Genomic DNA, 26,094 nt, shown 5'->3' with positions numbered 1-26,094 from the left:
CGAATCTGTAATGCGAAACCGCGTAACAGATTCGGCATGCACCTTGGCGTGGCCGTAGAACTTAGGGGGCTGGAAACAGCAGCCTGCGGCCGAGACGACGACTTCAAATATGACGGTGGAACAGCAATGTCGGTACGGACGCTGACGGCTAAATTAATTGGCTCTCTGGTTATTCTGTGTGGAATGACCAGTGTTCAGGCACAGGAATCTCCCTTTGCCGACCCTCTTGACTTCGATCCCGACTTCCGTTGGTTCGAACCTATTTACGATATCGACATTGCGGAAACTCATCCGCGACGACGACCGAACAATGGTTGGTTCGCCAGCTATGACCGGACCTACATGTATGGTTCACGGCCAGAGCTGGAGGTTCCCCAATCAGATAACGAATTCATTTTCGATGATGGCTGGGGCCACCGTTGGGAAATGGGCTTCATGCTTCCCGAGGAGCACACCGGTTGGTTGTTCAGCTATGTGCAACAGAAAATCGCCGGAGCGAACGTCACTCGCCACACCCGTGGCAACGTGTTCAATGAAGACGAGCTCGATGGCGAAGCGACGAACCCTGCACCACCCTTCGGCTGGGAAGCGGTTCCAGGCATCAGCAACAACGTTGGCTATAGCTATCGGTTCTTTGATGAAACCGACATGCTGAACAACATTCAGCTTGACAGCTACGAACTGATGAAGACCTGGCGAATGGCCCCGCTTCGTAAAGGCGGCATCATCGAACCGTGGCTTGGTTTCCGCTGGATGCGTGTTCGCGACATCAACAGCGACCAAGACTGGGATTCATCAAACCTTCCAAGTGACTGGTCGGGCACTGGTGTTGGCGACGGTGACTCATCCATCGAAACCCTCTATGGCTCCGGTGGTGAAATCGTCACCACTCGCCAGGCGATCACTAATAACGAAGGGTTGCTGGCACAGTTCGGTGGCCGGTACTACACCTACCGCAATCGATTCAAGTTCAGTAGCGATCTGCGATGCTTCTGCGGTCTTAACTTGCAAGACAGCATCAGCCAGACCACGCAAGCGATCACATTGTACGATGGTGCTCCAATCGCCGAAGGAGATGAAGTCAGCGGCCTTCTCTCGACGACCACCACACCGATCAGCGTTCGCAACGACGAGTTCATGTTTGGCTACGATGTACGCGGTGAAGTGGGCTACCAGCTGACCAAAGCGATCTTCGTTCGCGGCGGGGTCCAAGTCATCGACATGTGGGGAGTCTGGCGAGGCGGTGACACTGCCAACGCGCCGGTCAATGGTGGCTACACGAATCAAGACCTGTTCTTGTTCGGCGGAACCTTTGGCTTGGAACTGAATCGCTAACCGGCGACCGCCCGAACGGAACTGTTCGGGCAACTTGGCTTCCCCAGTCAAGCTCACCAGTCAAGCATCCATGGTGCAATCAGAAAGCCGCGGCGGAAAGGATTCCGTCGCGGCTTTCTGCATGAATGATCAAACTGTTTTGTTGGCAAAAAAGAAAGCGGCATCAACGCCGCTGGTTGCCAATTCGAAATGATAAATTGATCCCGTGTGCCTGCCCCATCGACAGACCAAGATCAGTCTTCTTTTACAGCAAGCTTTCGCAGCTCTTCTAGTTCCGTCGTTAAACGATGACGCAACGGGCTTTCAGGTCGAAGCTCCTCGTCGAGCAAATCTTCGGCTCGCTCGAACACTTCTTCGCTCCCATTTGCATCGCGAATGATCTTGCGAAACATTTCTTCAACAGTGGCTTCGGTAAGCAAAGCAATTCCTCTTTAATTCAGTGGCTTTCAATGGATGGTTCAAGGAACACGGCTAATCAGCCGCCACGCATCTCTCATTGGTAAGTGGATTCAGAGACTAGGTGATTGAGGAACAACTGCAAAGACATTTGAGAGAATAAATTTGCCAACTCGTTCAAATCACGTTCGCTTGCTTCGTTCTATTGATTCTACGACAGTCCCAACAAGCTGCAAGACGATTCCTGCCTGGCGGCTGGCCCCTGAGCAACTTTGCTGGATCGCGGACCGTCAGAGTTCAGACGCTTAACGATACCAACTGCTAAGCGTTGATTCAGAGACACCCAAAAGATGGGCCAATTGAATCACCCAGTTGCGTAGCGTTTGCTTGATCACGCCACGGGCTTGCCAACGCCGCGCGTCGACAATCACCACCTCGCGACGCAGAATGGGCCAGCGTCGGCGACGCAGTCGCTGAGATAACCCCACATCCTCCATCAAGGGAACCTGCGGAAACCCACCAACCTGCTGGAAACTGACTCGATCGACGAACATCGCTTGATCGCCAAAGGGCATTCCCCGCCAGCGGATACGGAGCGCGTTGCCGCGTTCCAACAACCGGAACCGCCAGCGGGAATCGTTGATCCGCTGTTCAAACGCCCCCCAGTAGACGTGGTGCACTGGCTGCTTCGCTGGCTTCTTCGCTGGCGACTCGGTCATGTGTTTGAGAAAATCCGCCTTAAGAGACTCCCAGGCGTCGGCTTCAAAACGGCAATCGGCATGCAGGAAAAGCAGCAGGTCAGCATCGGCCAAGTCTGCTCCCTGCTGCAGCTGATTGCCTCGACCAGTGGTTCCTAGGACCACCAGGGCGCCTGCTTTTTCGGCCAGCCTCACCGTTGCATCATCGCTGCCACCATCGCTGACGATGATCTGGCTTGCGCCCGCCGCCCGGGCAGCTTTGACCGCCGATTCAATGTTTGCACCCTCATTTAGCGTGGGGATGATCACGCTGATTTGAACCGTCGCCATCACGCTATGCCCTGATCTGCAGGCGATCAATTCGACGACTAAAGAGAGTAGGATTCACGGAACCACATATAGGTTAATGGCCCGAAGGCAAGCAAAGGGATCCAGGCCGCCCAGGCAGGTGAAACCCAGAGCCCGCTGGCCCCCAGTCCCGTGGCCACGGTCTTTAGAACGAAAAACGCCAAGACCAAACACAAAGCCGCTCCGATTGTCATCATCATTTGCCGGTTGCGGCGATTGACGGCCAAAGGGATCCCCAGGAGGAACAAAGCAAAATCCACAGGCACGCGAATCAAACGTTCATGGAACATCAAATGGGTTGAAGCCGGGCTGTGAACAGCCGGGTTGCTTAGTCGCTTGCCTAGGACCCAGCTACCGCTGATCTTTGTCGTTGATTGCGAGGCTTGCAGGATTTCAGGATCGATCGGAGTGGCGACGAAGCAGTCACCGGCTGCGATCCAGTCTTGGTCCGCTGACGTCATCAAGATCAGCCGATCAGCCATGGAAGCACTGGGCAGGCGATCGATCTTTTTGGGCACGCTGACATGCTTCAGGAGGTAACCCGCTTCGTGATCCTCGTTCGCGGGCTCCCAGCGGGCGACCTCAGCTTGCAGCAGCTCACCAAAAGCGCCGTAGTCGCCTTCGAGCTGGAAATCAGGCCGGTTGATCATTCGGCTGCGTGGCAAGACCTGCGCGCCATCAACTAAGATTCCCGCCAGCTCATCGTAGCTTGGCAGAACGGGTGCTGGGGCATCCCCAGACAAGTGCTTATTTTTTAGATTCAGCGAATCACGAACGTGCGGCAACAGCATTTCTCGGTTTGCCATCTGCAGCAAGAGTATCGCCAGCCCACCGACCATGATTGGACGCAAGATTTGGCCATGCGAGACCCCTGCAGCCAACAGGGCGGTGATTTCTCTGGTTTTGTGCAGCCAGCCGACGGTAAATAAGAATGCCATCAGCGCCAGGACGGCTCCGGTCATATCAAACACCAGCAGGATGTAGGGAGAATAGCACTCCAGCATCGTCATGATCATGCTGGCGTTATTCTGCTCAGCGAGATCATTCAGATCTTCGATATTCGAGAAAACGTGGAACACCACGAAGATCGCCGCGATGGACGTGAAGATCAACACATAGGTTTGCGAGAAGAGTCTCAGAATATAGCGTTCGATTCGTGTCACGTTAGCATCAGTGCGAAAGCGGCAAACAGCTTCAAGCGAAGACAGGGCGAAACGCTCATGCGTTCATTCCAGCGGCACAGCATCCCAGCCAGCGGGCCTTGGAATCAAGATCGATTCCAAGGCACAGGCCAGCGACTTTTGGGTCCCACTCGCAACGCTCGAACTGGTAGCAACCGTCTCTTCGCGGGCATAAACATCGATCACAGGGATCGAAAGCAGGCAACCTTCCGACCAACAGTGAGAGCGACAGTGCCCCATAGTCCGCTGACAGTGTCACAGCCGTTGAATCCTCGGCGGCCGTCCCACTCGCATTCAAATCCCCCAGAACCGCATTATTCCACCCAAACCCCGCACGCACCCATCCCACCAATCGGTCACAACAAACCGGGGACCAATAAACCGGAAGAAACCGGGGACTGAAACCGGGGACCGTCCCCTGCGAGACACGAGCCCAAGCACCTCGTTCAATCAGCCCCCCCAAACCCAGCAAGCCTCCCAGCCCAACAAGCACCGGGGACAACAAGCACCGGGGACTGTCCCCTGCGAAGGGACAACCCAAAATCGTCTGCGCCGGGGACTGTCCCCTGCGAAAAATGTCTTGATCAGAGGGGACTGTCCCCAGGAAAACACAGATCAGAGGGGACAGATCAGAGGGGACAGATCAGAGGGAGATCAGAGGGGACTGTCCCCTGGAAACACAAAGCCAATCACCCTATCCACCCAAAACACACCAATCCAGGCAAATCACCCAGGCTCGCATTTGGCAGGGACCATTTGGCAGGGACTGTCCCCACGGTGAAATGTCATCAGACGGGACCATTCGCCGGGGACTGTCCCCGCCGAAAAATGTCTTGTTCAGAGGGGACTGTCCCCTGGAAGAGGCAGTCCCCTGGAAGAGGCAAAGCCAAACATCCCAGTCGCCCAAAACGCGCCAGCCTCGGCATTCCACCCAAGCTCACCTGCATCGGGGACTGATCAGCGGGGACTGATCAGCGGGGACTGATCAGCGGGGACCAATCGGACCAATCAGAGGGGACTGTCCCCAGGAAAACACAAAGCCAATCACCCTATCCACCCAAAACACACCAATCCAGGCAAATCACCCAGGCTCGCATTTGGCAGGGACCATTTGGCAGGGACTGTCCCCACGGTGAAATGTCATCAGACGGGACCATTCGNCGGGGACTGTCCCCGCCGAAAAATGTCTTGTTCAGAGGGGACTGTCCCCTGGAAGAGGCAGTCCCCTGGAAGAGGCAAAGCCAAACATCCCAGTCGCCCAAAACGCGCCAGCCTCGGCATTCCACCCAAGCTCACCTGCAGCGGGGACTGATCAGCGGGGACTGTCCCCTGGAAAACAGTCCCCTGGAAAACACAAGGAAGAGGCAAATCAAAACGCCCCATCCACCCCAAGCTCTCCATCCCAGGCATTCCGCCCAAACTCACATTCCTAGGGGACTGTCCCCTGCGAAAAACGACTTAATCAGAGGGGACTGTCCCCAGGAAGAGGCGAAGCCAAACATCCCAGCCAAACATCCCAGCCAAACATCCCAGCCAAACATCCCAGCCAAACATCCCAGCCAAACATCCCAGCCAAACATCCCAGCCACCCAAAGCACGCCATCCCCAGCATTCCACCCAAACCCACATTCAGAAGGGACTGTCCCCGGAGAGAGGAGAAACCAAACAGCCTAGACACCCAAAACGCACCAATCCTGGCAAACCACCCAGGCTCACATTCGGCGGGGACTGTCCCCACGGTGAAGTCCCCACGGTGAAGTCCCCACGGTGAAGTCCCCGCGGTGAAATGGTCACCGAACAGGCTCGCCACCAGCATCGGATTGGAGGTGGCAAACTTACCACCAATTGAAAAGAAGTGCTTCGAATAGGCTGCACAGATGGTGACGCCGATAAACATCACCAGCGGAGAAAGGACCCTAGCTGGTCAGAACGAAGGAGTGATAGGGGACCCGCTAGCGATCATAGATCCAAGAAGGTGCTCGCAGGGGCAATGACCAAATGACGACTAACGCTGCTGTTTATAGGTCAGCCAGCTCAAAAACGCCATGATTCCAGCTAGCACGATGAACGTGATGTCCATCAACAAGCTTACGCCACCTAAAATCGCTAATCCGGTTTGGCCAAGCATTGCTGCTAAAGCATCCAGCAGAAACAAACTGGCCACCAGGATCGACGCAACAAGGCTGAAAAGACAAAGGGCCTTGGGCATCAAAAATTCCTCGGTAAATTCGTGGGGTCAGGTCTAGAAGAGGAACCGGGAAGTCACTTCGCAACGCGGTCGTCGCCGTAGTATAGTTACAAATTCATGATTTTCCCAAGCCTACGCCGGTTTCCTTACAGGCTTAGCGTCGCCTAGTTTACCAAATCGTCGCCTGAGTGCGATGAGGTCAGTTTTTCCGCCAATTCCAATTGATACGGGCGTCCAACGCCCATTGCCTGCGGAGTATTCCCGACATGCCTTCTGACCGATCCCGTCCAATTAGCCCCGGGGACGCCCCACGGCTGCAATCCGATCCCTGGTCTTGGTGGCGGCAACAGATGCCAGTGGCCAAACGCTGGTCGTACCTCGATCACGCAGCGGTCGGCCCATTATCGGCCCCTGCGGTCGAGTCGATGGCGGAATACGCCAATCAATGCAGCTCTGACGGCGATATTCACTGGCCCAAGTGGAATGCCCGACTCGGTGAATTGCGACATCTCGCCGCCGACTGGCTAGGCGCTGATCGAGACGAAATCTGCTTGATCCCCAACACCTCAACCGGAATCAACTTGGTCGCCGAAGGCTTCCCCTGGAAACCAGGTGACAACATTGTCATTCCCGACGGCGAATTCCCGAGCAACCGCTACCCTTGGGAAAACCAACGCTCTCGCGGCGTTGAACTGCGAATCGTCCCCCATAACAACGGTGCCATCGACCTCGATGACCTCTTCGAGCATGTGGATCAATCCACTCGCATCATCGCCACCTCATGGGTGGGCTACGCCAGCGGGTTTCGCATTGACTTGGCCGAACTAGTACAACGAGCTCATCAACGCGGTGTCCTCGTGTTTCTGGATGCCATCCAAGGCCTGGGAATCTTCGACCTGGACTTACGGACAATCGATGTGGACTTTCTTGCTGCCGACGGCCACAAATGGCTGCTCGGCCCGGAGGGCTTCGGCGTCGCCATGATTCGCAAACGTCACCTCGACCTGCTACGCTGCGGCAACGTGGGCTGGAACAGCGCCCAACAAGCGTTCAGCTACGACACGCCCAATCTAGTCCTCCGTGACAGCGCCGTTCGCTTCGAACCGGGCTCAGGAAACATGGTCGGCGCCGCGGCGCTGCTGGCGAGCTGGAAAATTTTTCAGGCCGTGCGTGAAGCTCACGGCAGCCGTGCGATCGGCGATCGCGTGATTGAATTAGCCACCGAGCTCGATCGACGCTTGCAAACAGCAGGCGCAATCACCCGAGTCCCCACATCACCCAATCATCAATCCGGAATCGTCACCTTCGAAGTCCCCGGCATCGAACCGGCTGCGATACGCAGCGCTGCCGCTGAGCGAAACTGTGTCGTTAGCTGCCGCGGCGGAGGCGTGCGAGCGAGCATTCACGCTTACAATAACGTTGCGGATTTCCAACCCTTGCTGGACGCAATCGATGACGCACGTCAAGCAAGCTAGCATCCTTTTCAAAGACTCATCATGCACTCTTCGACCAGCACGCACCCCGACGACCGGATCGCAGTCTACACGGGATCGTTCGATCCGATCACACTGGGACACCTGCACATTATCGAGCGTGCCAGTCGACTGTTCGACACGCTCGTCATTGGCATCGGCGTCAATGCTGACAAGCGATCGCTGTTTACGCCACAGCAACGACGTGACTTGGTCTCCCAAGTCACCAGCGGCCTGAACAACGTCAAAGTCGAGTTCTTTGACGGACTGGCGGTCGACTTCGTCCACTCACTGGGATCGCGAGTCATGGTGCGAGGCATTCGACCGCTGACCGATACCGCAGGCGAGTTCACCATGATGATGGCCAACCGCCAATTGAATCCAGAAATTGAAACGGTCTTTCTGATGGCTGACGAACGCTTCGCGCACGTCAGCAGCTCGCTACTGAAACAGATTGCCGGCATCAGCGACGATGACCAACAGCTGGAAAAGTTTGTCCCAGCTTCGGTCATTCCCGCATTGCGTCAACAGTTGCGTTCTTGATGAACGACTCACTGCTGCTGATTCGACTCAACAGGAAGATCAGCGGTGACCTGACCGCGGTAATCCGAGCAATGTTTTCAGCCCAGGATTTCGGCCTTCAGGCGATTAAGCAATTCAATCGCGCCACCAATTTCAACCTTCTGACGCTCGGGATCTTCTGGGATCTCACGCTCGATGGTCAGAGGACCTTCGTACCCAATCTCTTTGAGCGTCTGCAGGTACTTGCGAATGTCGACATCACCTTCACCGAGCGCCACCTCTTGCCCCCAGGTCTGACCGGGCTGATCACTCCAGGTACCATCCTTGCAGTGCACGCTGCGAACGTGCGGAGCGACGGCTTTCAGAGCTTCAATCGGCTGGCCTGTTCCGTACAGAATCATGTTTGCCGGATCAAAGTTGATCTTTAGATTGTCACGGCCAACGGCGGCAATAAAGTCCATCAAGCCCGCAGCTGTTTCCTGCCCGGTTTCTAAATGCAAGTACTGGCCATTGGCTTTGCAGTGGTCACACAACTGCGCCGTGACCGCAACGACTTCTTTGAATAACGACGCCTCGGGGTCGTGCGGGATAAACCCTAAGTGCAGCGCCACGGTGTCACAGCCCAGGTGCTTTGCAAAATCAGAGATGTCGCGCATTTCAGCAAGACGCGACTCCCGAGTGTCTTCAGGAACCAAACCGATGGTGCGTTCCACCGTGGGGATATCGGCGTAGCTTTCACCATCGAAGCCACCAAAAACAGCCGTACAACGCACGTTCATGCTTTCCAACTGAGCCCGCAATTGCTCAGCAGTCGCTTGATCTCGCTGGTCACCATGTGGGGCGTGCAACTGAATCGTCGGCAATCCCAACTCTTTGATCACATCCCATTTGACACCAAGTCCAGCATCGACAGATGCGAACACTCCGATTGGCCATTGATCCATTGCGTCTACTCGTCCGGTTAAAGTTCAAAATAGAAATGCAGCTCGACGGCTCGTTTCACCGCGATCACCGCCTTGCTTGAGAAGTGGTTATTGATAAAGACAGCGCACGAAGCGGCAATAGCTAAACCACAAAGCCTCGCAGAAAATTGCAACTTTGTCGCATCGCACGAAGCCGATCTTCCAGCGTCCCTTCGTACACGCGATCTTCGATTTCAACGCACACTGGCCCGTTGTAACCGGTGTCGGTCAAGGCACCAAAGAACTGTCCCCAATCCACCTGCCCCATCCCCGGTAGCTTTGGCGTATGCCACAAGTTTGGGTTGGCCAGCACACCAACTCGATCCAAACGATCCTGGTCCACACGCACGTCCTTGGCATGCACATGAAACAGCTTGTCGGCAAACTCACTCATCGGAGCCAGATAGTCCATCTGCTGGAAAATCATGTGCGACGGGTCGTAATTCAGCCCGAAATGATCGCTAGGAAGATCGTTAAACATCCGCTGCCAGATGTCGGGACTGTGCGCCAAATTCTTTCCACCTGGCCATTCATCATCGGTGAAGAACATCGGACAGTTCTCGATTCCGACTTTGACGTTGCGCTGCTCCGCCAGTTCAATCAACGGCTTCCAGACATCCAAGAACCGCGGCCAATTCGCATCCACGGTCTTTGTCCAGTCACGACCGACAAAGGTATTGACCACGCGAATCCCTAATCGGTCCGCGGCTTTGATCAGAACCTGCAAATGATCAATGGCCTGCTGGGACTCCGCCTGATCGGGCGACAAAGCGTTGGGGTAATAACCCAGCCCGCTGATCGAGACCCCGGTCTCCTCTTTCAACTGCTCAAGCGATTCGATCTGCTCTTGATCAAGATTGGCCACATCCAAGTGCGTCACCCCGGCATAGCGGCGTGTTGCCTTGCCAACGGGCCAACACATCACTTCCACACAGTCGTACCCAGACTGCGCGGCACTTTCCATCACGAACTTCAAATCCTGTTCTGGCAAGATCGCGCTGACATAACCTAATTGCATGATGATTGCATTCCTTCGTATGCTGAATAATTCGTATGCTGAATCAATGGACCCAACGCCTGGCAGGCAAAAGACTCCGCTGAGAGACCGCGTAAAGTCACTCCGTTGCCAGCGGAACAACGCTCAACCGGCGCCACGTCCCTCCGGCCCCTTTTTTTCCCATTTGGGCTGACGATACTTGGTGTGGGCGGGCCCCAATTTTGCTTTACTTTCCAACAGCCGCATTTGATCGGCGGGATAAAGATTGGGCACCAACTGATCCCCTCGTCTTAAGCGATATAAGATACAGCCTTTTCTCTGGATGTAATACATGCCCCAGATCGTGGCCACAAAACGCTCGCGTTCCAATCCCACGCCAACGGTTTCAACACGATCATCGATGTCGAAACCTTCATGAGAGACCTGCAACCACATCGCCGGCCGCAATCGAAATCCCAACGGCCCATAGCGGTAGTGATAATAGGTGCCATCAAATTGCGTCCGCTTCAAAACTCTGGGACTGGGCATCAACCGCCGGACGGTCGCCATGTCTTCGGGATGAATGAAGCCATGCCCATTTTCTGGCCACCGCAAGAAGCATCCGTAATCGGGAAATTGAGGCCATTGCATAACAAATCATCAGTCGCCAGAAAAGAATCAAACCAGAACCGACACGCGTGCTCCGTTCACCCACCACAAACCTCAGTCTGGATGCCGCAGCCGTGACAGGGACAGGCAGCAAGCGGAAAGGAGCCTGAAGCCTCAGCCGCGACAGCCAGCACGGGCTGACGCAGCGGCGGACGATTGAGACCGTTTGGCTGGGTGACAAACACCCCGCCCACAGCTGACATGAACCTATCTTTAGGTGGTTCGATCACCGTTCGAGGTGGTGCAATTTTAACGGATAAGACACTTCAACTGGGGCCTGATCAAGGCACTGAAGTCTTTCTTTTCGGCTTCCCGCCTAGCGAGGACAATGAAGCGGCGAATCCCCGGCGTTTTGGAGTACAATTGAGCCCCAAATGGCGTTCCCGAACGAAGTGTAATTTTCGATCACCGTGTTCGGTCACTGTACACTCACACAGTGCACTCATTCTTCACAGCGTCTCGGTCTTCACAGCGTCTTGTTTTGCGACAATCGATCACGTTGCAGACCTCAGATTGCCTCTTATCACAAACTCATGTCTGATTCAAAAAAACACCCTGCCATCGGCATTGACCTAGGAACCACCTTCTCTGCAGTTGCCTACTTGGGCCCCGATGGCCGTCCAGAAACGGTCCGCAATGCAGAGGGAGACCTGACCACGCCCAGCGCTGTGTTTTTCGATCATAAGCACCCGATTGTGGGCATCGAAGCGGTTGAGGCGGGACTGCTGGAACCAGACCGTTTGGCTCAGTTTGCCAAACGAGACATCGGCGAATCGTATTATGAAAAACGAATCTGTGGCAAACACTTGCCCGCCGAAGTGATCCAGGCGCTGATCTTGCGCAAACTAAAAGAAGACACCGAACTGACCCTTGGCGATGTCCAGCAAGCCGTCGTCACGGTCCCAGCCTTTTTCAATGAGCCCTGCCGGAAAGCCACTCAAGACGCAGGCCGATTGGCCGGGTTGGATGTCTTGGACATCATCAATGAACCCACTGCGGCGGCAATCTGCTACGGCGTGCAGCAGGGATTCCTTTCGCCTAGCGGTGAAAGTGAACATACCGAGACCGTCCTGGTTTACGACCTGGGCGGTGGCACCTTTGACGTCACCGTCATGAAAATCGAAGGGGGGCGATTCAACACCATCGCCACCGCAGGTGATGTTTACCTGGGAGGGATTGACTGGGACAAACGCATCGTTGACTTCATTGCCGAAACATTCCAAGAACAGCACGGTGTCGATCCGCGTGAAGACGTTCAAGCCATGCCAGAACTGATGCGCAAAGCCAACCAAACCAAGCATGCATTGACACAGCGCGAATCGGTGACAGTAGCCTTTGCCCATGAAGGCATGCGAATGCGTACCGAGTTGTCCCAGCAGGCATTCAGCGACCGCTGCATGGATCTGGTGGACCGAACCATCATGACCGTTCAATTGGTGCTCGATGATGCTGGGATCACATGGAAAGACCTGACCCGTTTAATTCTGGTTGGCGGCTCCACTCGCATGCCAATGATTCGCAGCGAGCTCGAATCCTGCAGCTCGATGGCACTGGACCGATCACTGTCACCCGATGAAGCAGTCAGCCACGGCGCTGCACTGTATGCCGGAATGCTGCTAAACGGGCAACAAGGCCAACCCGGTGCGATCTCGGTCAGCAACGTCAACTCACATGATTTGGGCGTTTTGGCAATTGATCCCAAAACTGGCGAGCCTCGTCGGCAGATCATGATCCCCCGCAATAGCTCTCTGCCCGCGCGGAAAACAGTTCGCTTCCGAACTCACTCAGACAATCAAGCGAACGTCAAGATTGAAATCGTCGAAGGCGGTGATGATCGCGGCACCAATGCAACCAAGATTGGGAAATGTGTTGTCGACGACCTGCCGCGCGGAACTCGCAAAGGCACCAACGTTGATGTGCAGTTCGATTATGCCACCGATGGGCGACTGAGGGTGCGAGCTGCACTGCCGGAGGTCGATCGCAAAATCTCCATGACGCTCAACCGAGCCGCTGGCCTGAGCGATGACGAAGTGGAATCCTGGATCAACGTCCTGGACACTGGATTCAGTGACGCAGCCTTGGCGGAACTGCCAGAGCTGGATCAAGCCTTTACAGACAGCGAGATCGAATCGAGCGACAAGGATCTTCCCGGCGACACGAGCCCCAGTGACACCATTCCTACCGAATTGGAAAGCGATCCCTTCGGCGGCGGTCTCCCCGAAACGGGTACCGCTACCGCCGCTGCGATCCCCTTCATCGAACTGGGAGATCCCGTCAAGAAGGAAACCGCGGCCCCACAAATCAATGTTGCTGGCAGTGCTGTTGCCGGCAGTGCTGTTGCCGGCAGTGCTGTTGCTGGCAGTGCTGTTGCTGAGACTCCCGCCTCCCCGGTTGAACTCCAGCCGCTCGATGCGTCACCGCCTGGCACACTGGGCACGATTCCGGCGGCACAAATCTTGCCAGAACCCGACAGCTCGCAGATCAATTCCGTGCTGGACTTCACTCCTGTCGACGACGCTGCGGCTGCCCCAATCCCAGCGACGCCAATCCCAGCGACGCCAATCCCAGCGACGCCAATCCCAGCGACGCCAATCCCAGCTGTCAAACAGGCACCTGCGGTAGCGCCAATGATTCAGCCGGCGGGTAAACAACCGCCGCCAGCAAAAGCTGCTCCACTCGGCGACGCCCCGTTACCGGATTTCATGGCGACCAAAAAGCCCGCGACCAGCACGGGACCAGCGATCAGCATTGGCGAAGAGACCAGCAAACCGAAGGCAAACTCATCCGACATTGCGGCACTGGCTTCACTCGGTGACGGGCAACCTCAAGTCAAGGCATCCGCTCCGGTGATTTTGACCGACTCAGGTGCTGCACCTGCGAAGAAAGCCAACGCAGCGCCAGTGATCTCGATTTCGGATGCCCCTCCGAGCGGCAAGAAAAAATCGGGTGGGCTGTTCGGCAAGAAGAAAAAGTAATCGCGGTCAATCCGCTTCAGGAACCGATGCAATGCAGCTTTGTTGATCGCAGGATCCGTGAGGCACGCGTGCTTTGACATTCCTTTTACAAAGTTTTGAACGCAATTCGACCATTGAATTGCCGTTTTATCGTTTACTTAGTGACAGGCAAGAGAGCCGGCGAAAAGGATTCGATACGCAATTGTGTGTATCACGCCTTTCTCTTGCAGTAAACACAACGTCCTAAGGGGAAAGAACGATGAGCGTAGCGATCGATGGCAGAAACTCTTCTCGCCGACTACTAGGCAAATTTCGAAACCGTTTGTTTCGAACGCTCGCCGCAAGCCTAGCGCTGACGAGCGCACTTGTCTCTAGCGGTTCAGCTCCAGCCCAAGCCGAACAACTGACACTGAAGGTTGGCGTTTCCAGCCCGACCATGCTCAGTGACGCCAAGAACCTCAACCACATTCGGGTTGCCTTGACCGGCTTCGCGATGCCGGGAACGGAGGCTCGCCCGCCGGTCAATACATCCATCGTGATTGACAAGAGCGGTTCGATGGGCGGCCAAAAGATCGTCCAAGCTCGTGAAGCGGCCATCGCAGCGATCCGTCGACTCAATGACAACGACATTGTCTCGGTGGTTCTGTACGCTGATTCTGCTACGGTTTTGGTTCCCGCCACCAAGGCGACCGATCGAGAAGCGATCATTGAAAAGATTCGCTCGGTCAATGCCGGTGGCAGCACGGCCCTCTTTGCTGGCGTCAGCAAAGGAGCCGCAGAGGTTCGCAAGTTCATGAACGAAGACTCCGTCAACCGCGTGATCTTGCTCTCTGATGGACAAGCCAACGTTGGACCTCAATCACCCAACGAACTGGAACAGCTCGGTGCCTCGCTGGTCAAGGAAGGCATCAGCGTTAGCACTCTTGGCCTCGGACTGGGCTACAACGAAGACCTCATGAGTCGCTTGGCGGCCGCGGGCAGCGGTAACCACATTTTCATCGAACGCGCCCAAGACTTGATGGCCGTGTTCCAAAAGGAATTCAATGATCTGCTGAGCGTCATTGCCAAGGACTTTGACATTCGCGTCAAAGTCGCCGACGGCATTCGCCCCGTGCGAGTTTTGAACTCGAAAGCTGACATCAGCGGAAAAGAAATCAAGATCCCGCTGGCACAGCTGTATGCTCAACAAGAGCGTTACTTCGTCATCGAAGTCGAAGTCCCAGCCAGTGAATCGGGCCAAACCCGTGACTTGGCTGCAGTCTCAGTGAAGTATCGCAACATGTTCAGCGAAACAAACGACCTGCTACAGAACTCGATTCAAGTTCGCTTCAGTGACGACCCCAAGAAGGTTGCCAAAGATCGAGATCCAGAAACCTATGCTTACTGCTCCATCCAGTTGGCAAACTCGCTTAACTGCATGGCAACCGAATTGCGTGACGCCGGAAAGGTTGACGAAGCACAGAAACTACTGCGTGGCAACACCGCCCGCTTGGCAGAAGTCGAAGATTCTTACGGTGCAGTTCTCCCTGCTGGGCTGACCAAAGAACTCAAACGCAATGTGTCGCTGAACAAACAACAAGCGACGATCATCAAAGATCCCAAGCAATGGGCTTATGGACGCAAAGCAATGCGTTATGAACAAGCCAAGAATGCCGCTCAACAACAAGCGGACTGATTGCCGGTCCTAGCTCGACGAGGACTTGCAGACAACGAATGATGACTCCAAAAGTGTGCGGCGTTGGGGCAAACGTCGCACACTTCTTGTGTTAAGATCATCGTTCACCTGCAGACCACTCGATTTTACATCTGGATTCAATCCATGCCACGCCGACTGCTACTTGCCTTGATCTTGCTGGTAGCTGCACCGTTGGTGTCGCTGGCATGGATCAGTGCCACAGCGGCCAAAGCTCAAGAGGTCCAGGCCCGCGAACGACTGGCCGAAACGCTTAGCAAACAACTTGCCACCGCTCGCGAACCGATCGACGAATTGTTTGCCGACTATCAAAAGCAACTGGACCGCGAGATCACTGATCCCAGTCTGACCGCTGAGTCTCTCAAACGCATGCGTCGCACGTTGCCTTTGGTCCGTCAGTGCATCTTTATCAACTCCACCGGACAACTGATCTATCCCGGTGCTGCAGACTTGGTTGACGATGAAGCCTTACAGTTACTGACCGGCTTGGTCGGCTTGGTCGATTCTCGGCCGGCAACGATTCGCAATCGACAGGTTCGACGTGAAGCAGCCAATGCTCCCAGCTCGGCGCCGCAAACTCCCAGCTCGGCGCCGCAAACTCCCAGCTCGGCGCCGCAAACTCCCAGCTCGGCGACCAATGCGCAGCAAAACGACATGCCACCCAATGATCCACGCCAACAAACCACCAACGTTCAGCGGTTGCCGATTCAATTACAGATTCAGCCTCCCGTCCAACAAACGCCCACACAATCGACTCCAGCTCCGCAATCACGATTGCAGCAATCGTTCATCCAACAGGCCCCTGCCCCACCGTCGCAACAAGCCGAAGCACTCCCTCAGCGGGCCTCCAGACAAAGCCGCCAAGTAACCCAAACGCCGGCGCCGACTCTCGAACCTGCCAACGCGATCGATACCAATGTGGGGCAACCACCCGACGCGGCGCTGTCATCTGCGAGCAACGCTTGGCAGCAGTGGTTCATGGCTGGAGGCGTACAACTGGTGTATTGGCGATCCTTGCCAGATGGTCGGGCAGTGGGTGTCTTGCTGCAACGTGGCCGCTGGATGTCGGACCTCTTGGCTGCTCTACCCGATTCTTCGGGCACGATCAGCCTGCAGAAAAATTCGTTGGGCTCGGCCCCGATGAAAACGGCGGCGATCGGTGGAATTGCCTTGGTCGATGAATCGGACCATTTGGTGTATCAGTGGGGAGAAGTCTCACGCATCGACCTCGAACAAAAAGCGCTTTCACAGCGCAATCTGCCGATGCCGTTGGCAAGCTGGCAACTGAAACTGTACGTCGACCCGGCCTTGATTCCCCAAGCGGACCCCAGCTCCATCTACTTCGCAATCGCAGCCTTGGCCGTCATCCTTGGCTCCATCGGTGCCTATGTCCTGACGGCTGTTCAGCGCCAGATCAACGCGGCTCGGCAACGCGTGAGCTTCGCTGGGCAAGTCTCACATGAGTTGCGCACGCCACTGACGAATATCCGCTTGTACACTGAACTTGCTGAATCAGATCTGGAGCAGCCGCCATCGGATCAACTGGTCTGTTCGCTCCAAAAGCGGCTTGGTGTGATTGATCACGAATGCAAGCGACTACAACGTTTGGTCGATGGAGTCCTGGAGATGATTCGACCGCAGGGCCAATCGAATCGGCTGCGACTGCAATCCACGGACATTCCATCGCTGATTCAGCGTCTTGAAGAACAGTTCCAACCGGGATTCCAAACCGCTGGCCTGAGCTTGAATGTCCAGTGTGATGTTCAGCAGTCTGCGATGCTGGACACAGACATTATCGAGATCGTCTTAGTCAACCTGCTGGGCAATGTTGAAAAGTACGTTCCCAGCGGGGGAACGTGTGCACTGACCTGCACCACGCACAGCGACCCACAGGGATCGGATCAGTTACAGATCGTTGTCGATGATGACGGTGCGGGGATTCCAAACAAACATCACCAACGAATCTTTCGCGCCTTTCAGCGTCTTGACGATTCCATCAACGCACCAAGTGGGACAGGACTCGGCTTAACGATCGCTCGCCGTGCGGCACAACGCCATCATGGCCAACTGGAGCTACTGACGAAATCCCCGCTGGGTGGAGCCGCTTTTCGCTTCACCGTCCCACTAGATCTGACCATGCCTTAATCAGACCACTGCTTTGAAGATCTTCGAGTCCGGTAGTGCGGAGGCGGAAAATCCACTCTATTGCGGCCCAACTGTGCGATGCCATTTCATTAGTGGTGCAAGCACGGCACCCTACGAACCCAGCCCCGTTTGATGAAAGCGCGATTGCCTAGAGAAAACCCGGGGAAACACAACATCAACCAGAATGCAAACCTGTTCAAAGCAGCGTTTAATCTGACCCACCGAGCTTACTGAGCGACCGAGATGGCACAGCACATTTTAATTGCAGAAGACGACCCTCACACGCGAGCCGCGCTCGTCGAACTGGTGCGCAGCGAAGGCTATCAAGTCACCGAGGCGGCCGATGGTCGACAAGCCAAGGACTTGTACGATCGAAACACACCCGACATGGCCTGCCTGGACGTGATGATGCCGGGACTCAGTGGCTATGATCTCTGCAAGTACTTTCGCAGCCAGACACCAACGATGCCCATTCTGTTCATCACGGCCAAAGCGGAAGAAATTGATAAGGTCGTCGGCTTGGAACTTGGTGGGGACGACTACATTGTCAAACCGTTTGGGACCAAGGAAGTGATCGCTCGGATTCGTGCTGTCGCCCGCCGCTGCTTTGCAGAAGCCGCCCCCCGCGATGACCAACAACCCAGTGAAGATCCGTTCACGATCGCTGACCTGCAGGTGGTCCCCAAGGAGCTTCGTGCCAGTCGTGGCGAGCAGACATTTAGCTTGACGCTTCGCGAAATGCTGATTCTGCAGACACTGGCTCAGCGGCCTGGCGAAGTCATCACACGAGCCGAATTGTTTCGATCCGCGTGGCGTGACAGCCATCTTCCCAACAGCCGGACGATTGACCAGACGATCAGCCAATTGCGCAAACGCATCGAAACGGACCCCAAGCACCCCAGCATCATTCAGACCGTCTACGGCGTCGGCTATCGCTACGACCCCCTCCAGTAAACGAGGTGTCCACCGGGCAGAAAAAGCGTCAGAAGACCGCGGCTACTTAGGCATTTCCCGAGTTATCCCTCAAAGGTTCTTTTTCTTCCCTAGCCGGCTAAGTTACACTATTGCATTCGGACGCTGACTTGCGAGCGTCATTCAATACACCCCATTTTGATTTCGGGCGACCATGACCAACCGTAGACAATTCCTGCAGTACGCCTCTGCCGCTGCTGCCGCCACCACTTTGGCCACCAAATCAAGCAGTGCGTTTGCTGCCGCCAGTGAAGCACCGTTCAAGATCTCGCTCGCTGAGTGGTCGCTACACAAAATGCTGTTCGACAAGTCCAAGAACGTGACCAACATGGACTTCCCAAAAATCGCCAAAGAGGAATGCGGCATCGAAGCGGTTGAATACGTCAACCAGTTCTTCAAAGACAAAGCGAACGACAAAAAGTACCTCGGTGAACTGAAACAACGCTGTGACGACTTGGGCGTCAAAAGCCTGTTGATCATGTGTGACGGCGAAGGTCGCCTAGGCGATCCCAACGAAGACGCCCGCACGAAAGCCGTCGAGAACCACTACCGCTGGGTTGAAGCGGCCAAGTTCCTGGGCTGTCACAGCATTCGCGTCAATGCCGCCAGCGGTGGGTCTTACGACGAGCAAATGAAACTGGCCGCCGACGGCCTGCGTCGACTCAGCCAGTTTGCTGCCAAACATGACATCAACGTCATTGTTGAAAACCATGGTGGTCTCAGCAGCAATGGCGCTTGGCTGGCAAGCACGATCGCCAAGACCGAAATGGATAACTGCGGAACCCTGCCAGACTTTGGCAACTTCACGGTTCGTCGCGGCAAAGATCCTGAAGTTTACGATCGTTACAAAGGTGTCAACGAATTGATGCCTTACGCCAAAGCGGTCAGCGCCAAGTCACATGACTTTGATAAAGACGGCAACGAAACTCACACCGACTATTTCAAGATGATGGAAATCGTCCTCAAGCATGGCTACAACGGCTACGTAGGCATCGAATATGAAGGTGGTAAAGTCAGCGAACTGGAAGGCATCAAGCTGACCAAGCAACTGCTCGAACGCGTCGCAGCAAAGATGGCGTAACCTGGCGTCGATCGTCAAACGATTGCTATTGAACGAAGCCCTGCACCCGCAGGGCTTTTTGTTTTGTTCAAGATCGCCAATTTACCCGCCGCTTCCAGCGGGGTGTCGCAACGGCATGCACTCGCGGCACTCCCCGAACGCCAACGCGGCACATCCTCGCACCCTCAAGCTTCACCAGCGGCTTGACGAAGCTTTGCCAACGCTCGCACCCACAGCATTCTGACAGCGGCCTCGCTACGGTCCATTTGCTTGGCAATTTCCGGATGGCTTAACTGGTCGAGATGCCTGAGTTCGATCACTTGGCGATAATCATCCGGCAACCGCTGCAAGATCGCAGCCAACTCCAAGGTCTGCTCATTCCGCTGGGCCACGAAACTGGGTGAAGAGTCATTCGCTGGCAGGATTGCCGCCAAGCGATCGGATGAAGTCGTCATCGATTGCTCAATCGACACCTCACGTTTAACATCCCGTTTCTTGGTGCCAGCGAAGTGTCGCGCTAAGTAAGCTAATTGATGCGCCAAAATCTTACGCAGCCATGCCAGTCGCTGCGTTTCTTCAGTGCCTCGGAACTGATCCCAGTTCTTCCAGGCCTCCAACAACGTTTGCTGGACCGCATCGGAGGCCGAGTACTTGCCAAGAAAACGGCTATCGATCTCGCGTCTGGCCAGATAGTGTAACCAGGGCTGATACCGTATCAACCACTCGGTACGATCAGAACCATCGCCAGGCAATTCCGTTGACATTCGACCTTTCCCTTTCTGCTACCGATCGTTGATCGCTAGATCGCCACCGTTGACCAAGTGCTTCCAAATCTTGAGTGTTGCGGGAGCTTGAAAGACCAACACCAAACCCGAGACATAGGCCCACATGGCCAGCAACCAATACCAGCCAGCGTAACTATAGTACTGTCCTGCGATGCCTGGAACGGTCGGTTCACTTCTCAACCACATGACCAGCAAAGCCACAAACAACGCGAGGCTAGTGCAAGTCGCCGACCAGATCAACAACGGTTTCCAACGCCCCAACAACAGCCAACTGCCCGCACAGAACAAAACAGCAATCAGCGGCGTGTAGATCACTCCCAGAAAGAACTTTTGCACGACCGTTAACTCATACAGTGAAGTCGGCCGCACCGCCAATGCCATCAACGCCAACGCGGCAATGACTGGCAACAGCAAACCAAATCGCAAGCTAAATTTGCGATGCCGGATCAGATGATTGATCCAGGCAATCGGACTGACAACCAGCAAGGCACAATAGATCAGCCCCAACCACCAGAAGCGAACGACCTCGCCGGCGATCTGTTGAACATCATTCTTCCCAGGCAGGGAGCGTTGCAGACGCGGATCCTGCAGACCAGCTGCATTGATTGGCGTCAGCGGACGGGCGGCAATGGCCGTCGGATCGGACATCACTTGTGCGTTGACCGCCGTGGGCCAAACTCCTTGTGCCTCGTCACCGAACTGAACAAACAGTTTTGGAAGCAGCGTTCCATCCAGCGGCGTCATTTCATTGATGCGATAGGCACCTTTGACGGAACTTGGCTCGGCTGTTTGGCGAAACCATTGCACCTTGCCAGTGGCGGCATCAATCCCCTGGAGACGCAGTCCCTTGAGGCTGCGATGCAATAAAACCGAGGGTCGATACAGGTGCCCGGGTTGAATGCCGACAACCGTGGCTTGATCAAATGCGAATCCCAATCGCTGTTGAGCTTGGCCAAAGGGAACCGACCAATCCTGCTGCATCAGCTGCTGATCTTGAAAACGCCAGCAAGACAGTGACTGGGGGGAATCCAGATACAGTTCATCCTGTTCATCGCCGTCGCCATCCAAGCTGTAAACCCGTGCTCCCCATTGTTTGGGCAACTCGATCGTCTGCACGACGCCCCCCTGATTGTTCAATAGATCCAGTGACTCATTGCTGGAAAACGGTGAACAGATCATGACCGACTCACCCGGATGTCGCAAAACCACGGGCTGTCGCCAATCGAGCGGGTTGTTGGTCATCTGCTGATAGATTGTCGGTGCCTTGGATTCATAATCCCACAAGCGTTTGCCATCTGAACGAATCGCCGTCAGGCAGAGCAATCGTTGGGTCGGCTTGCCAGCCCCCTGTGACTTTTCTTTGGGGTACATCGTCAGCAACTCATGAGTTCCATCTCGATCCAAGTCAACGGGAACCGCTGGCGAGACCAGCAAGAAAGGATTCTTGCGTCCGGCATCCTTGACGACATATTGCCACAACCTCTTTCCAGTCGCTCCATCGAAGGCTTCGTAGGCCAGTTCCGGCAACCGCTCAGTGGTGACACGATCCTCTCGCTCAGAGGGCAAAACCAAGTCGAAGACTCCGTCTTGATTTAGGTCAACGAGCGGTGTTTGAAAACTCAAGTCCTTGAACTGATACTGTCGCTGCAAGCCGGTGGCAGTCCCATAAGCAGCCGTTAGCGGCTGATCCCAACGTAGCTTGCCAGTCTGTCCATCAAGCACCAACAACCACAGCTGCAGATCACTGGTGCTGAATCCTCGACGCGCTGGATATTGATAATCCATCGCCGCGACCACGATCGCTTCCGGTCGATCATCCTGATCCAAATCAGCCCAACGCAATAGAGCCACGTGCTCGATCGTATGAACCGTGACATCAGCCTGCCAAAGCAAATCCCCACTTTGACCAGAGTAACATTCGATCGGCCGATAGGTCGCCGTTCCTGCGCCGGTACGGTACCAGCACAACAGATCCCCCACCTGGTCTGCATCAATGTCGATGGCAGTTTGCGGATTCGGATTGGACTGCAATCTGTCTGCCGCCGTTTCGGTGGCCCAGTGTCGATCATTGAAGTTCGTGGCTTGAAACTTCCATAGTGTCTCGCCGGTGCTGCCGGAGACCGCTGCCTCAAAACCATTGGCTGGCTCGTACAACAAATCACGAATCCCGTCTTGGTTCAGATCGTGAGCCACTTGCCAATCGGAATCCGCTAGCCGTCGCCAGTCGATGGACTCCTGCTCCAGGACCTTCGCGCTGCGACCTTGTCCCGGATTTCCCAGATCATGAACGACAACAAAGCGAGCGAGACTCGTTTCCGTCTCGGCCGTCAACCACTGTTCACGCGTCTTGTTGATGCGTTGCAAGAGGTCTCCGTTTGCCAAATCAACGACCAGGGAAACCGAGCGACCACCTTCTTCAGCATCTTGGTACTGAATCAGCACTTCGGTGCGTCCCGCCTGATTGATCGACGAATTGGAGCGTGCCTCGCGCGTCAGCAACTGCCCACCGGTTGCTTGTTCAGCCAATTGAGTTGGCAAACCCCAGGACGCCAAGGTGTTGCCGTCCTTCCCAGAAACAACGTCAAGATAAGGCTCAAAGCGTTCGCCCCAGAGTGTCGCGATCACTAGATCCGCCACGCCATCCTGATCAAAGTCAGCGACACGCTTGAAGTGATCGACTTGCATGTCCATCGTCAACTGCTTGCGACTCCACACCAAACCACCTGTGGCAGCATCGACGCAGATCAACTCGCTCCATGGCAGCGACTCACCCGTGCCACCCTGCTTGGAAGCCAACACGCATTCCGCTTTTCCATCACCGTCTAGATCGGTGACCAAAGGCCAATCGGCGTGCACGTCATACACCGCCAGATCTTTCTGCCACAGCAGCGTTTGTTTTGCAACCGACCAGACACTACAGCGTGTGCCGCCGCTGCCCGGTTGATCAATCAGAATCGCATCGTCTACTTGATCTCCATCACAATCCGTCCAACGAATCGATCGCGTTGGCAAACGCTGGGTGTCGTGCTGCCAGAGAACCTTCCCTGTCTGCGAATCCAAGTGCACCAAATGACTTCCCGCCATCAATGCAACTGACCCCGTTGGCAATCCTTCGGCAACACCGTTGATCACATGGCAGGCGTCGGGCATCATGACGTGTTCGCCGTGACGCTCTCGAATGGATTCCACATCGCGAAACACCAGGCCGTCGCGAAAGCTTGTGCCACCTGAACGCCCCTCGGTGACACTGAAGGAACCAGAGGGAAAGTAACGATAGACGTCAGGAACTTCCTGTGCCCCGACCGCAACCGATTGGCTGCCATCCCCTGAATTAAGTTGAGTCGCAAACCAGCGAAAATCCAATTCCGCTTGCCAGAGCAATTCGCCATCCGTTCCCGAAACAGCGGCTACCCAGCGTGCCGTTCCCGGATCACCGTTGACACAATCGATCGACACCGAGGGGGCGTGGCTGATCCCGGTGACAACGACATCCGGCACACCATCAGCGTTCAAGTCTGAAACCACGCGCGGGGGTTGAACCAATGCGGATTGAATCTCAGCAGTGTTTTTTGCAGCCTGCGCGGAATCTCGATTCGGCACCGTAACCGTTTGATCAAAACCATCTGCCCGCCACAACAAGGAACCATCGTCCCCGTTTAACACCAGCAATGCAGCCCGCTGGTCTGATGCAAGCACGAGATCCTCTTGGCCGTCTTGATTGAAATCACTACTCTGCCCGGCGGAATCTCCAGCCAGCGTGACTCCGCCAGGACGGAAACCATCCCCAACATCGGAAGCCTGCCAGAGCAACTGACCGCTAAGATCCCGCAACTGAATCCCCTGCGGATCAAAACAGACCAGCCTTGCCTGCTGCGTTGCCTGCCAGAGGGCATAAAAATTTGGCAACAACGGTGACTCATCACCGACGGGTGCTTCGCTAGGAATCTCAATTTCGTATTCCTGGCCCGGGATGAGGTCAAGCTGATAGGTCCTTCGCCCTGCTGCACCGCCCTGCACCTCGATTTGCCTGTCGCCGCTTTTGCTTACCGTTGCTTGCGGCATCGGTAAACTCACCGACTGCACGTCCACCACTGCTCCTGTGGCTTGGGTATCGTGAATGGTTGCCACAACGGAGGGCGCCCCTTCAAGACGCAACGTGCAAGCCTGAGAGCCTTGATAGGCCTGCCAGCCGAACACCACCATTGCCAACACCGCACAGGTCGCCAGCACAGTGGCCGCCGATCGCTTGACCCGGCGTTGATTCTGCCGCGCCCAACGCACTGCTTTTTGCAACACGTTGCTGCGCCGTGCCGAGATCGCCCGCCCATCCAAGTAGGCACGTAAATCATCGGCCAGCTGTCGTGCAGACGGATATCGCTGTGAAGGCTCCTTCTTGAGACACTTTAAAACGATCGTTTCCAAATCACGACTGATCTCAGGACGCAACTGACGCGGAGCAATCACAGCCTCGTTGCGAATCTTTTCAATCACCTCCCAATGACTAGAACCATCAAAGGCCGGTTGATCGGTCAACAACTCGTAAACCGTCGCTCCCAAGCTAAACAAGTCCGAGCGCGCATCGACATCATCGTGCCCCGCTGCCTGCTCGGGACTCATGTAACGTGGCGTTCCCAATACCGCGCCCGTCATACTGATCGCTAAGTCGTCATTGCGCTTCGCCAAACCAAAGTCCGTCAGCCAGATTTGATCGTCTTCGTCAAGGATCAGATTTGACGGTTTGACATCTCGGTGAACCACATTGCGCTGATGTGCGTGAGCCAACGCTTCGGCGGCTTGCAAAGCCCACTCGGCGGCGCGACGTGGCGATTGCAACTGTTCCGATTGCTCATTGACGACCGACAAGTCACGGCCCTGAATGAACTGCATGGCGTAGAAGTGAATCCCATTCTCACTACCCACAGAATAAATCGGGACAATGTTCGTATGGTGAAGGCGAGCGACGGTTTCCGCTTCGCGCTGGAAACGCTCCAACGCCTCACTACCGCCAATGGCACCAAACCCCAAAATTTTCAGTGCCACCTCGCGGCCCAATGAAACCTGTTTCGCCAGATACACCGCCCCCATGCCACCGCGGCCCAACTCACGAACGATTTCAAAATCCGACAGCTGACGCGATGAGGCTTCGAAAGCAAGATCGCTGCTGGAATGCTTCGATGACGCATCCGAAGTTGTCTCAAAAGCTGCCTTGGCAGGTGGAGCAACCTGACCGGCAATGAAATCCAAACCGCCCAAACAGGCGCGTAAGGCATCGGCGTCTTCGGGGTGCTCCGCGATGAAAGCTTCCTGATCAATTGACTGCCCGGCTTCAACTCTGGCCAGATAGTCATCAAGAATCGCGGCCAATCGTGCCTCGGAGACACCAGAGGCATTGGCGTCGGCCAGCGAGCCAGTTGGACCCAGCGAGCCAGTGGCATCCAGCGAGCCAGTGGCATCCGGCGAGCCAGTGGCATCCAGCGAGCCAGTGGCATCCGGCGAGCCAGTGGCATCCGGCGAGCCAGTGGCATCCGGCGAGCCAGTGGCGGCCAGTTCATCTGCCGCCTGCTTGGCGGGCAATCGGTCGTTTGATGTCTTCTCAGCAGTCATGAATTTGTCTTTCTGATGCAGGTCCGTAACGAGCGATTCAAAACGCTCCCACATCTCCAGTGACGCATTGACTTCCGAGTGTAACTGAGAAAACGAAAAAATGTTTTCCAGCGGACAGCAACCTGATCTCGGCC

The 26,094-nt window shown here is 55.5% G+C and carries 17 protein-coding genes; 8 read left to right on the top strand and 9 right to left on the bottom strand.

Features of this window, described 5'->3' with window-relative positions; translation table 11 throughout:
• The first annotated feature begins 48 nt into the window (after positions 1-48).
• The gene (locus tag SV7mr_RS03300) at positions 49-1,335 is read left to right on the top strand and encodes a hypothetical protein (RefSeq protein ID WP_145269193.1); all 1,287 of its coding nucleotides are present in this window, start codon (positions 49-51) and stop codon (positions 1,333-1,335) included.
• 233 nt (positions 1,336-1,568) lie between these two features.
• On the opposite strand, the gene SV7mr_RS03295 is transcribed toward SV7mr_RS03300, so the two are convergent.
• From SV7mr_RS03295 to SV7mr_RS03280, 4 genes are all read right to left on the bottom strand, one after another.
• Positions 1,569-1,754, bottom strand: a complete 186-nt coding sequence (locus tag SV7mr_RS03295; protein WP_145269191.1) for a hypothetical protein — start codon at positions 1,752-1,754, stop codon at positions 1,569-1,571.
• 282 nt (positions 1,755-2,036) lie between these two features.
• Positions 2,037-2,759: a TIGR04283 family arsenosugar biosynthesis glycosyltransferase gene (locus tag SV7mr_RS03290; protein ID WP_145269189.1), complete on the bottom strand. Its 723-nt coding sequence runs from the start codon at positions 2,757-2,759 to the stop codon at positions 2,037-2,039.
• A gap of 38 nt (positions 2,760-2,797) precedes the next feature.
• Positions 2,798-3,940, bottom strand: coding sequence for an LptF/LptG family permease (locus tag SV7mr_RS03285; RefSeq protein WP_145269187.1), 1,143 nt, complete (start codon positions 3,938-3,940; stop codon positions 2,798-2,800).
• A gap of 2,023 nt (positions 3,941-5,963) precedes the next feature.
• Positions 5,964-6,167 carry a hypothetical protein gene (locus SV7mr_RS03280; protein WP_145269184.1) on the bottom strand — a complete coding sequence of 68 codons (204 nt, stop codon included), beginning with the start codon at positions 6,165-6,167 and terminating at the stop codon, positions 5,964-5,966.
• A gap of 245 nt (positions 6,168-6,412) precedes the next feature.
• Between SV7mr_RS03280 and SV7mr_RS03275 the strand changes: the two genes are divergently transcribed.
• Together SV7mr_RS03275 and coaD are read left to right on the top strand one after the other, a co-directional pair.
• Positions 6,413-7,621 carry an aminotransferase class V-fold PLP-dependent enzyme gene (locus SV7mr_RS03275; protein WP_419188036.1) on the top strand — a complete coding sequence of 403 codons (1,209 nt, stop codon included), beginning with the start codon at positions 6,413-6,415 and terminating at the stop codon, positions 7,619-7,621.
• A 21-nt stretch (positions 7,622-7,642) separates the two neighbouring features.
• Positions 7,643-8,161, top strand: coding sequence for a pantetheine-phosphate adenylyltransferase (coaD, locus tag SV7mr_RS03270; RefSeq protein WP_145269182.1), 519 nt, complete (start codon positions 7,643-7,645; stop codon positions 8,159-8,161).
• 77 nt (positions 8,162-8,238) lie between these two features.
• Here the strand turns inward: coaD and SV7mr_RS03265 are convergent, their stop codons facing one another.
• The 3 genes from SV7mr_RS03265 to SV7mr_RS03255 form a co-directional block, all read right to left on the bottom strand.
• Positions 8,239-9,084 (bottom strand): sugar phosphate isomerase/epimerase family protein, encoded by an 846-nt coding sequence (locus SV7mr_RS03265; protein ID WP_145269180.1) that lies wholly within the window; start codon positions 9,082-9,084, stop codon positions 8,239-8,241.
• A 121-nt stretch (positions 9,085-9,205) separates the two neighbouring features.
• Positions 9,206-10,120, bottom strand: a complete 915-nt coding sequence (locus SV7mr_RS03260; protein WP_145269178.1) for a sugar phosphate isomerase/epimerase family protein — start codon at positions 10,118-10,120, stop codon at positions 9,206-9,208.
• 123 nt (positions 10,121-10,243) lie between these two features.
• Positions 10,244-10,729, bottom strand: a complete 486-nt coding sequence (locus SV7mr_RS03255; protein WP_419188035.1) for a hypothetical protein — start codon at positions 10,727-10,729, stop codon at positions 10,244-10,246.
• 551 nt (positions 10,730-11,280) lie between these two features.
• Here SV7mr_RS03255 and SV7mr_RS03250 point away from each other — a divergent pair.
• From SV7mr_RS03250 to SV7mr_RS03230, 5 genes are all read left to right on the top strand, one after another.
• The gene (locus SV7mr_RS03250; protein WP_145269176.1) at positions 11,281-13,722 is read left to right on the top strand and encodes an Hsp70 family protein; all 2,442 of its coding nucleotides are present in this window, start codon (positions 11,281-11,283) and stop codon (positions 13,720-13,722) included.
• A gap of 238 nt (positions 13,723-13,960) precedes the next feature.
• Positions 13,961-15,376, top strand: coding sequence for a vWA domain-containing protein (locus SV7mr_RS03245; RefSeq protein ID WP_145269174.1), 1,416 nt, complete (start codon positions 13,961-13,963; stop codon positions 15,374-15,376).
• Positions 15,377-15,520: 144 nt separating this feature from the next.
• Complete coding sequence (locus SV7mr_RS03240; protein WP_145269172.1) at positions 15,521-17,539, top strand: ATP-binding protein; 2,019 nt, start codon at positions 15,521-15,523, stop codon at positions 17,537-17,539.
• 243 nt (positions 17,540-17,782) lie between these two features.
• On the top strand, positions 17,783-18,493 hold the full coding sequence (locus SV7mr_RS03235) for a response regulator transcription factor (RefSeq protein WP_145269170.1): 711 nt from the start codon (positions 17,783-17,785) through the stop codon (positions 18,491-18,493).
• A gap of 172 nt (positions 18,494-18,665) precedes the next feature.
• Positions 18,666-19,592, top strand: coding sequence for a sugar phosphate isomerase/epimerase family protein (locus SV7mr_RS03230; protein WP_145269168.1), 927 nt, complete (start codon positions 18,666-18,668; stop codon positions 19,590-19,592).
• 164 nt (positions 19,593-19,756) lie between these two features.
• On the opposite strand, the gene SV7mr_RS03225 is transcribed toward SV7mr_RS03230, so the two are convergent.
• Complete coding sequence (locus tag SV7mr_RS03225; RefSeq protein ID WP_145269166.1) at positions 19,757-20,335, bottom strand: sigma-70 family RNA polymerase sigma factor; 579 nt, start codon at positions 20,333-20,335, stop codon at positions 19,757-19,759.
• An 18-nt stretch (positions 20,336-20,353) separates the two neighbouring features.
• On the bottom strand, positions 20,354-25,960 hold the full coding sequence (locus SV7mr_RS03220) for a serine/threonine protein kinase (protein ID WP_145269164.1): 5,607 nt from the start codon (positions 25,958-25,960) through the stop codon (positions 20,354-20,356).
• Positions 25,961-26,094: the final 134 nt, after the last annotated feature.

It is taken from the genome of Stieleria bergensis, assembly GCA_007745635.1.
Taxonomy (GTDB): domain Bacteria; phylum Planctomycetota; class Planctomycetia; order Pirellulales; family Pirellulaceae; genus Stieleria; species Stieleria bergensis.
Note: the sequence above shows the minus strand (reverse complement) of the source record. Positions and strands in the feature narration are given on the sequence as shown.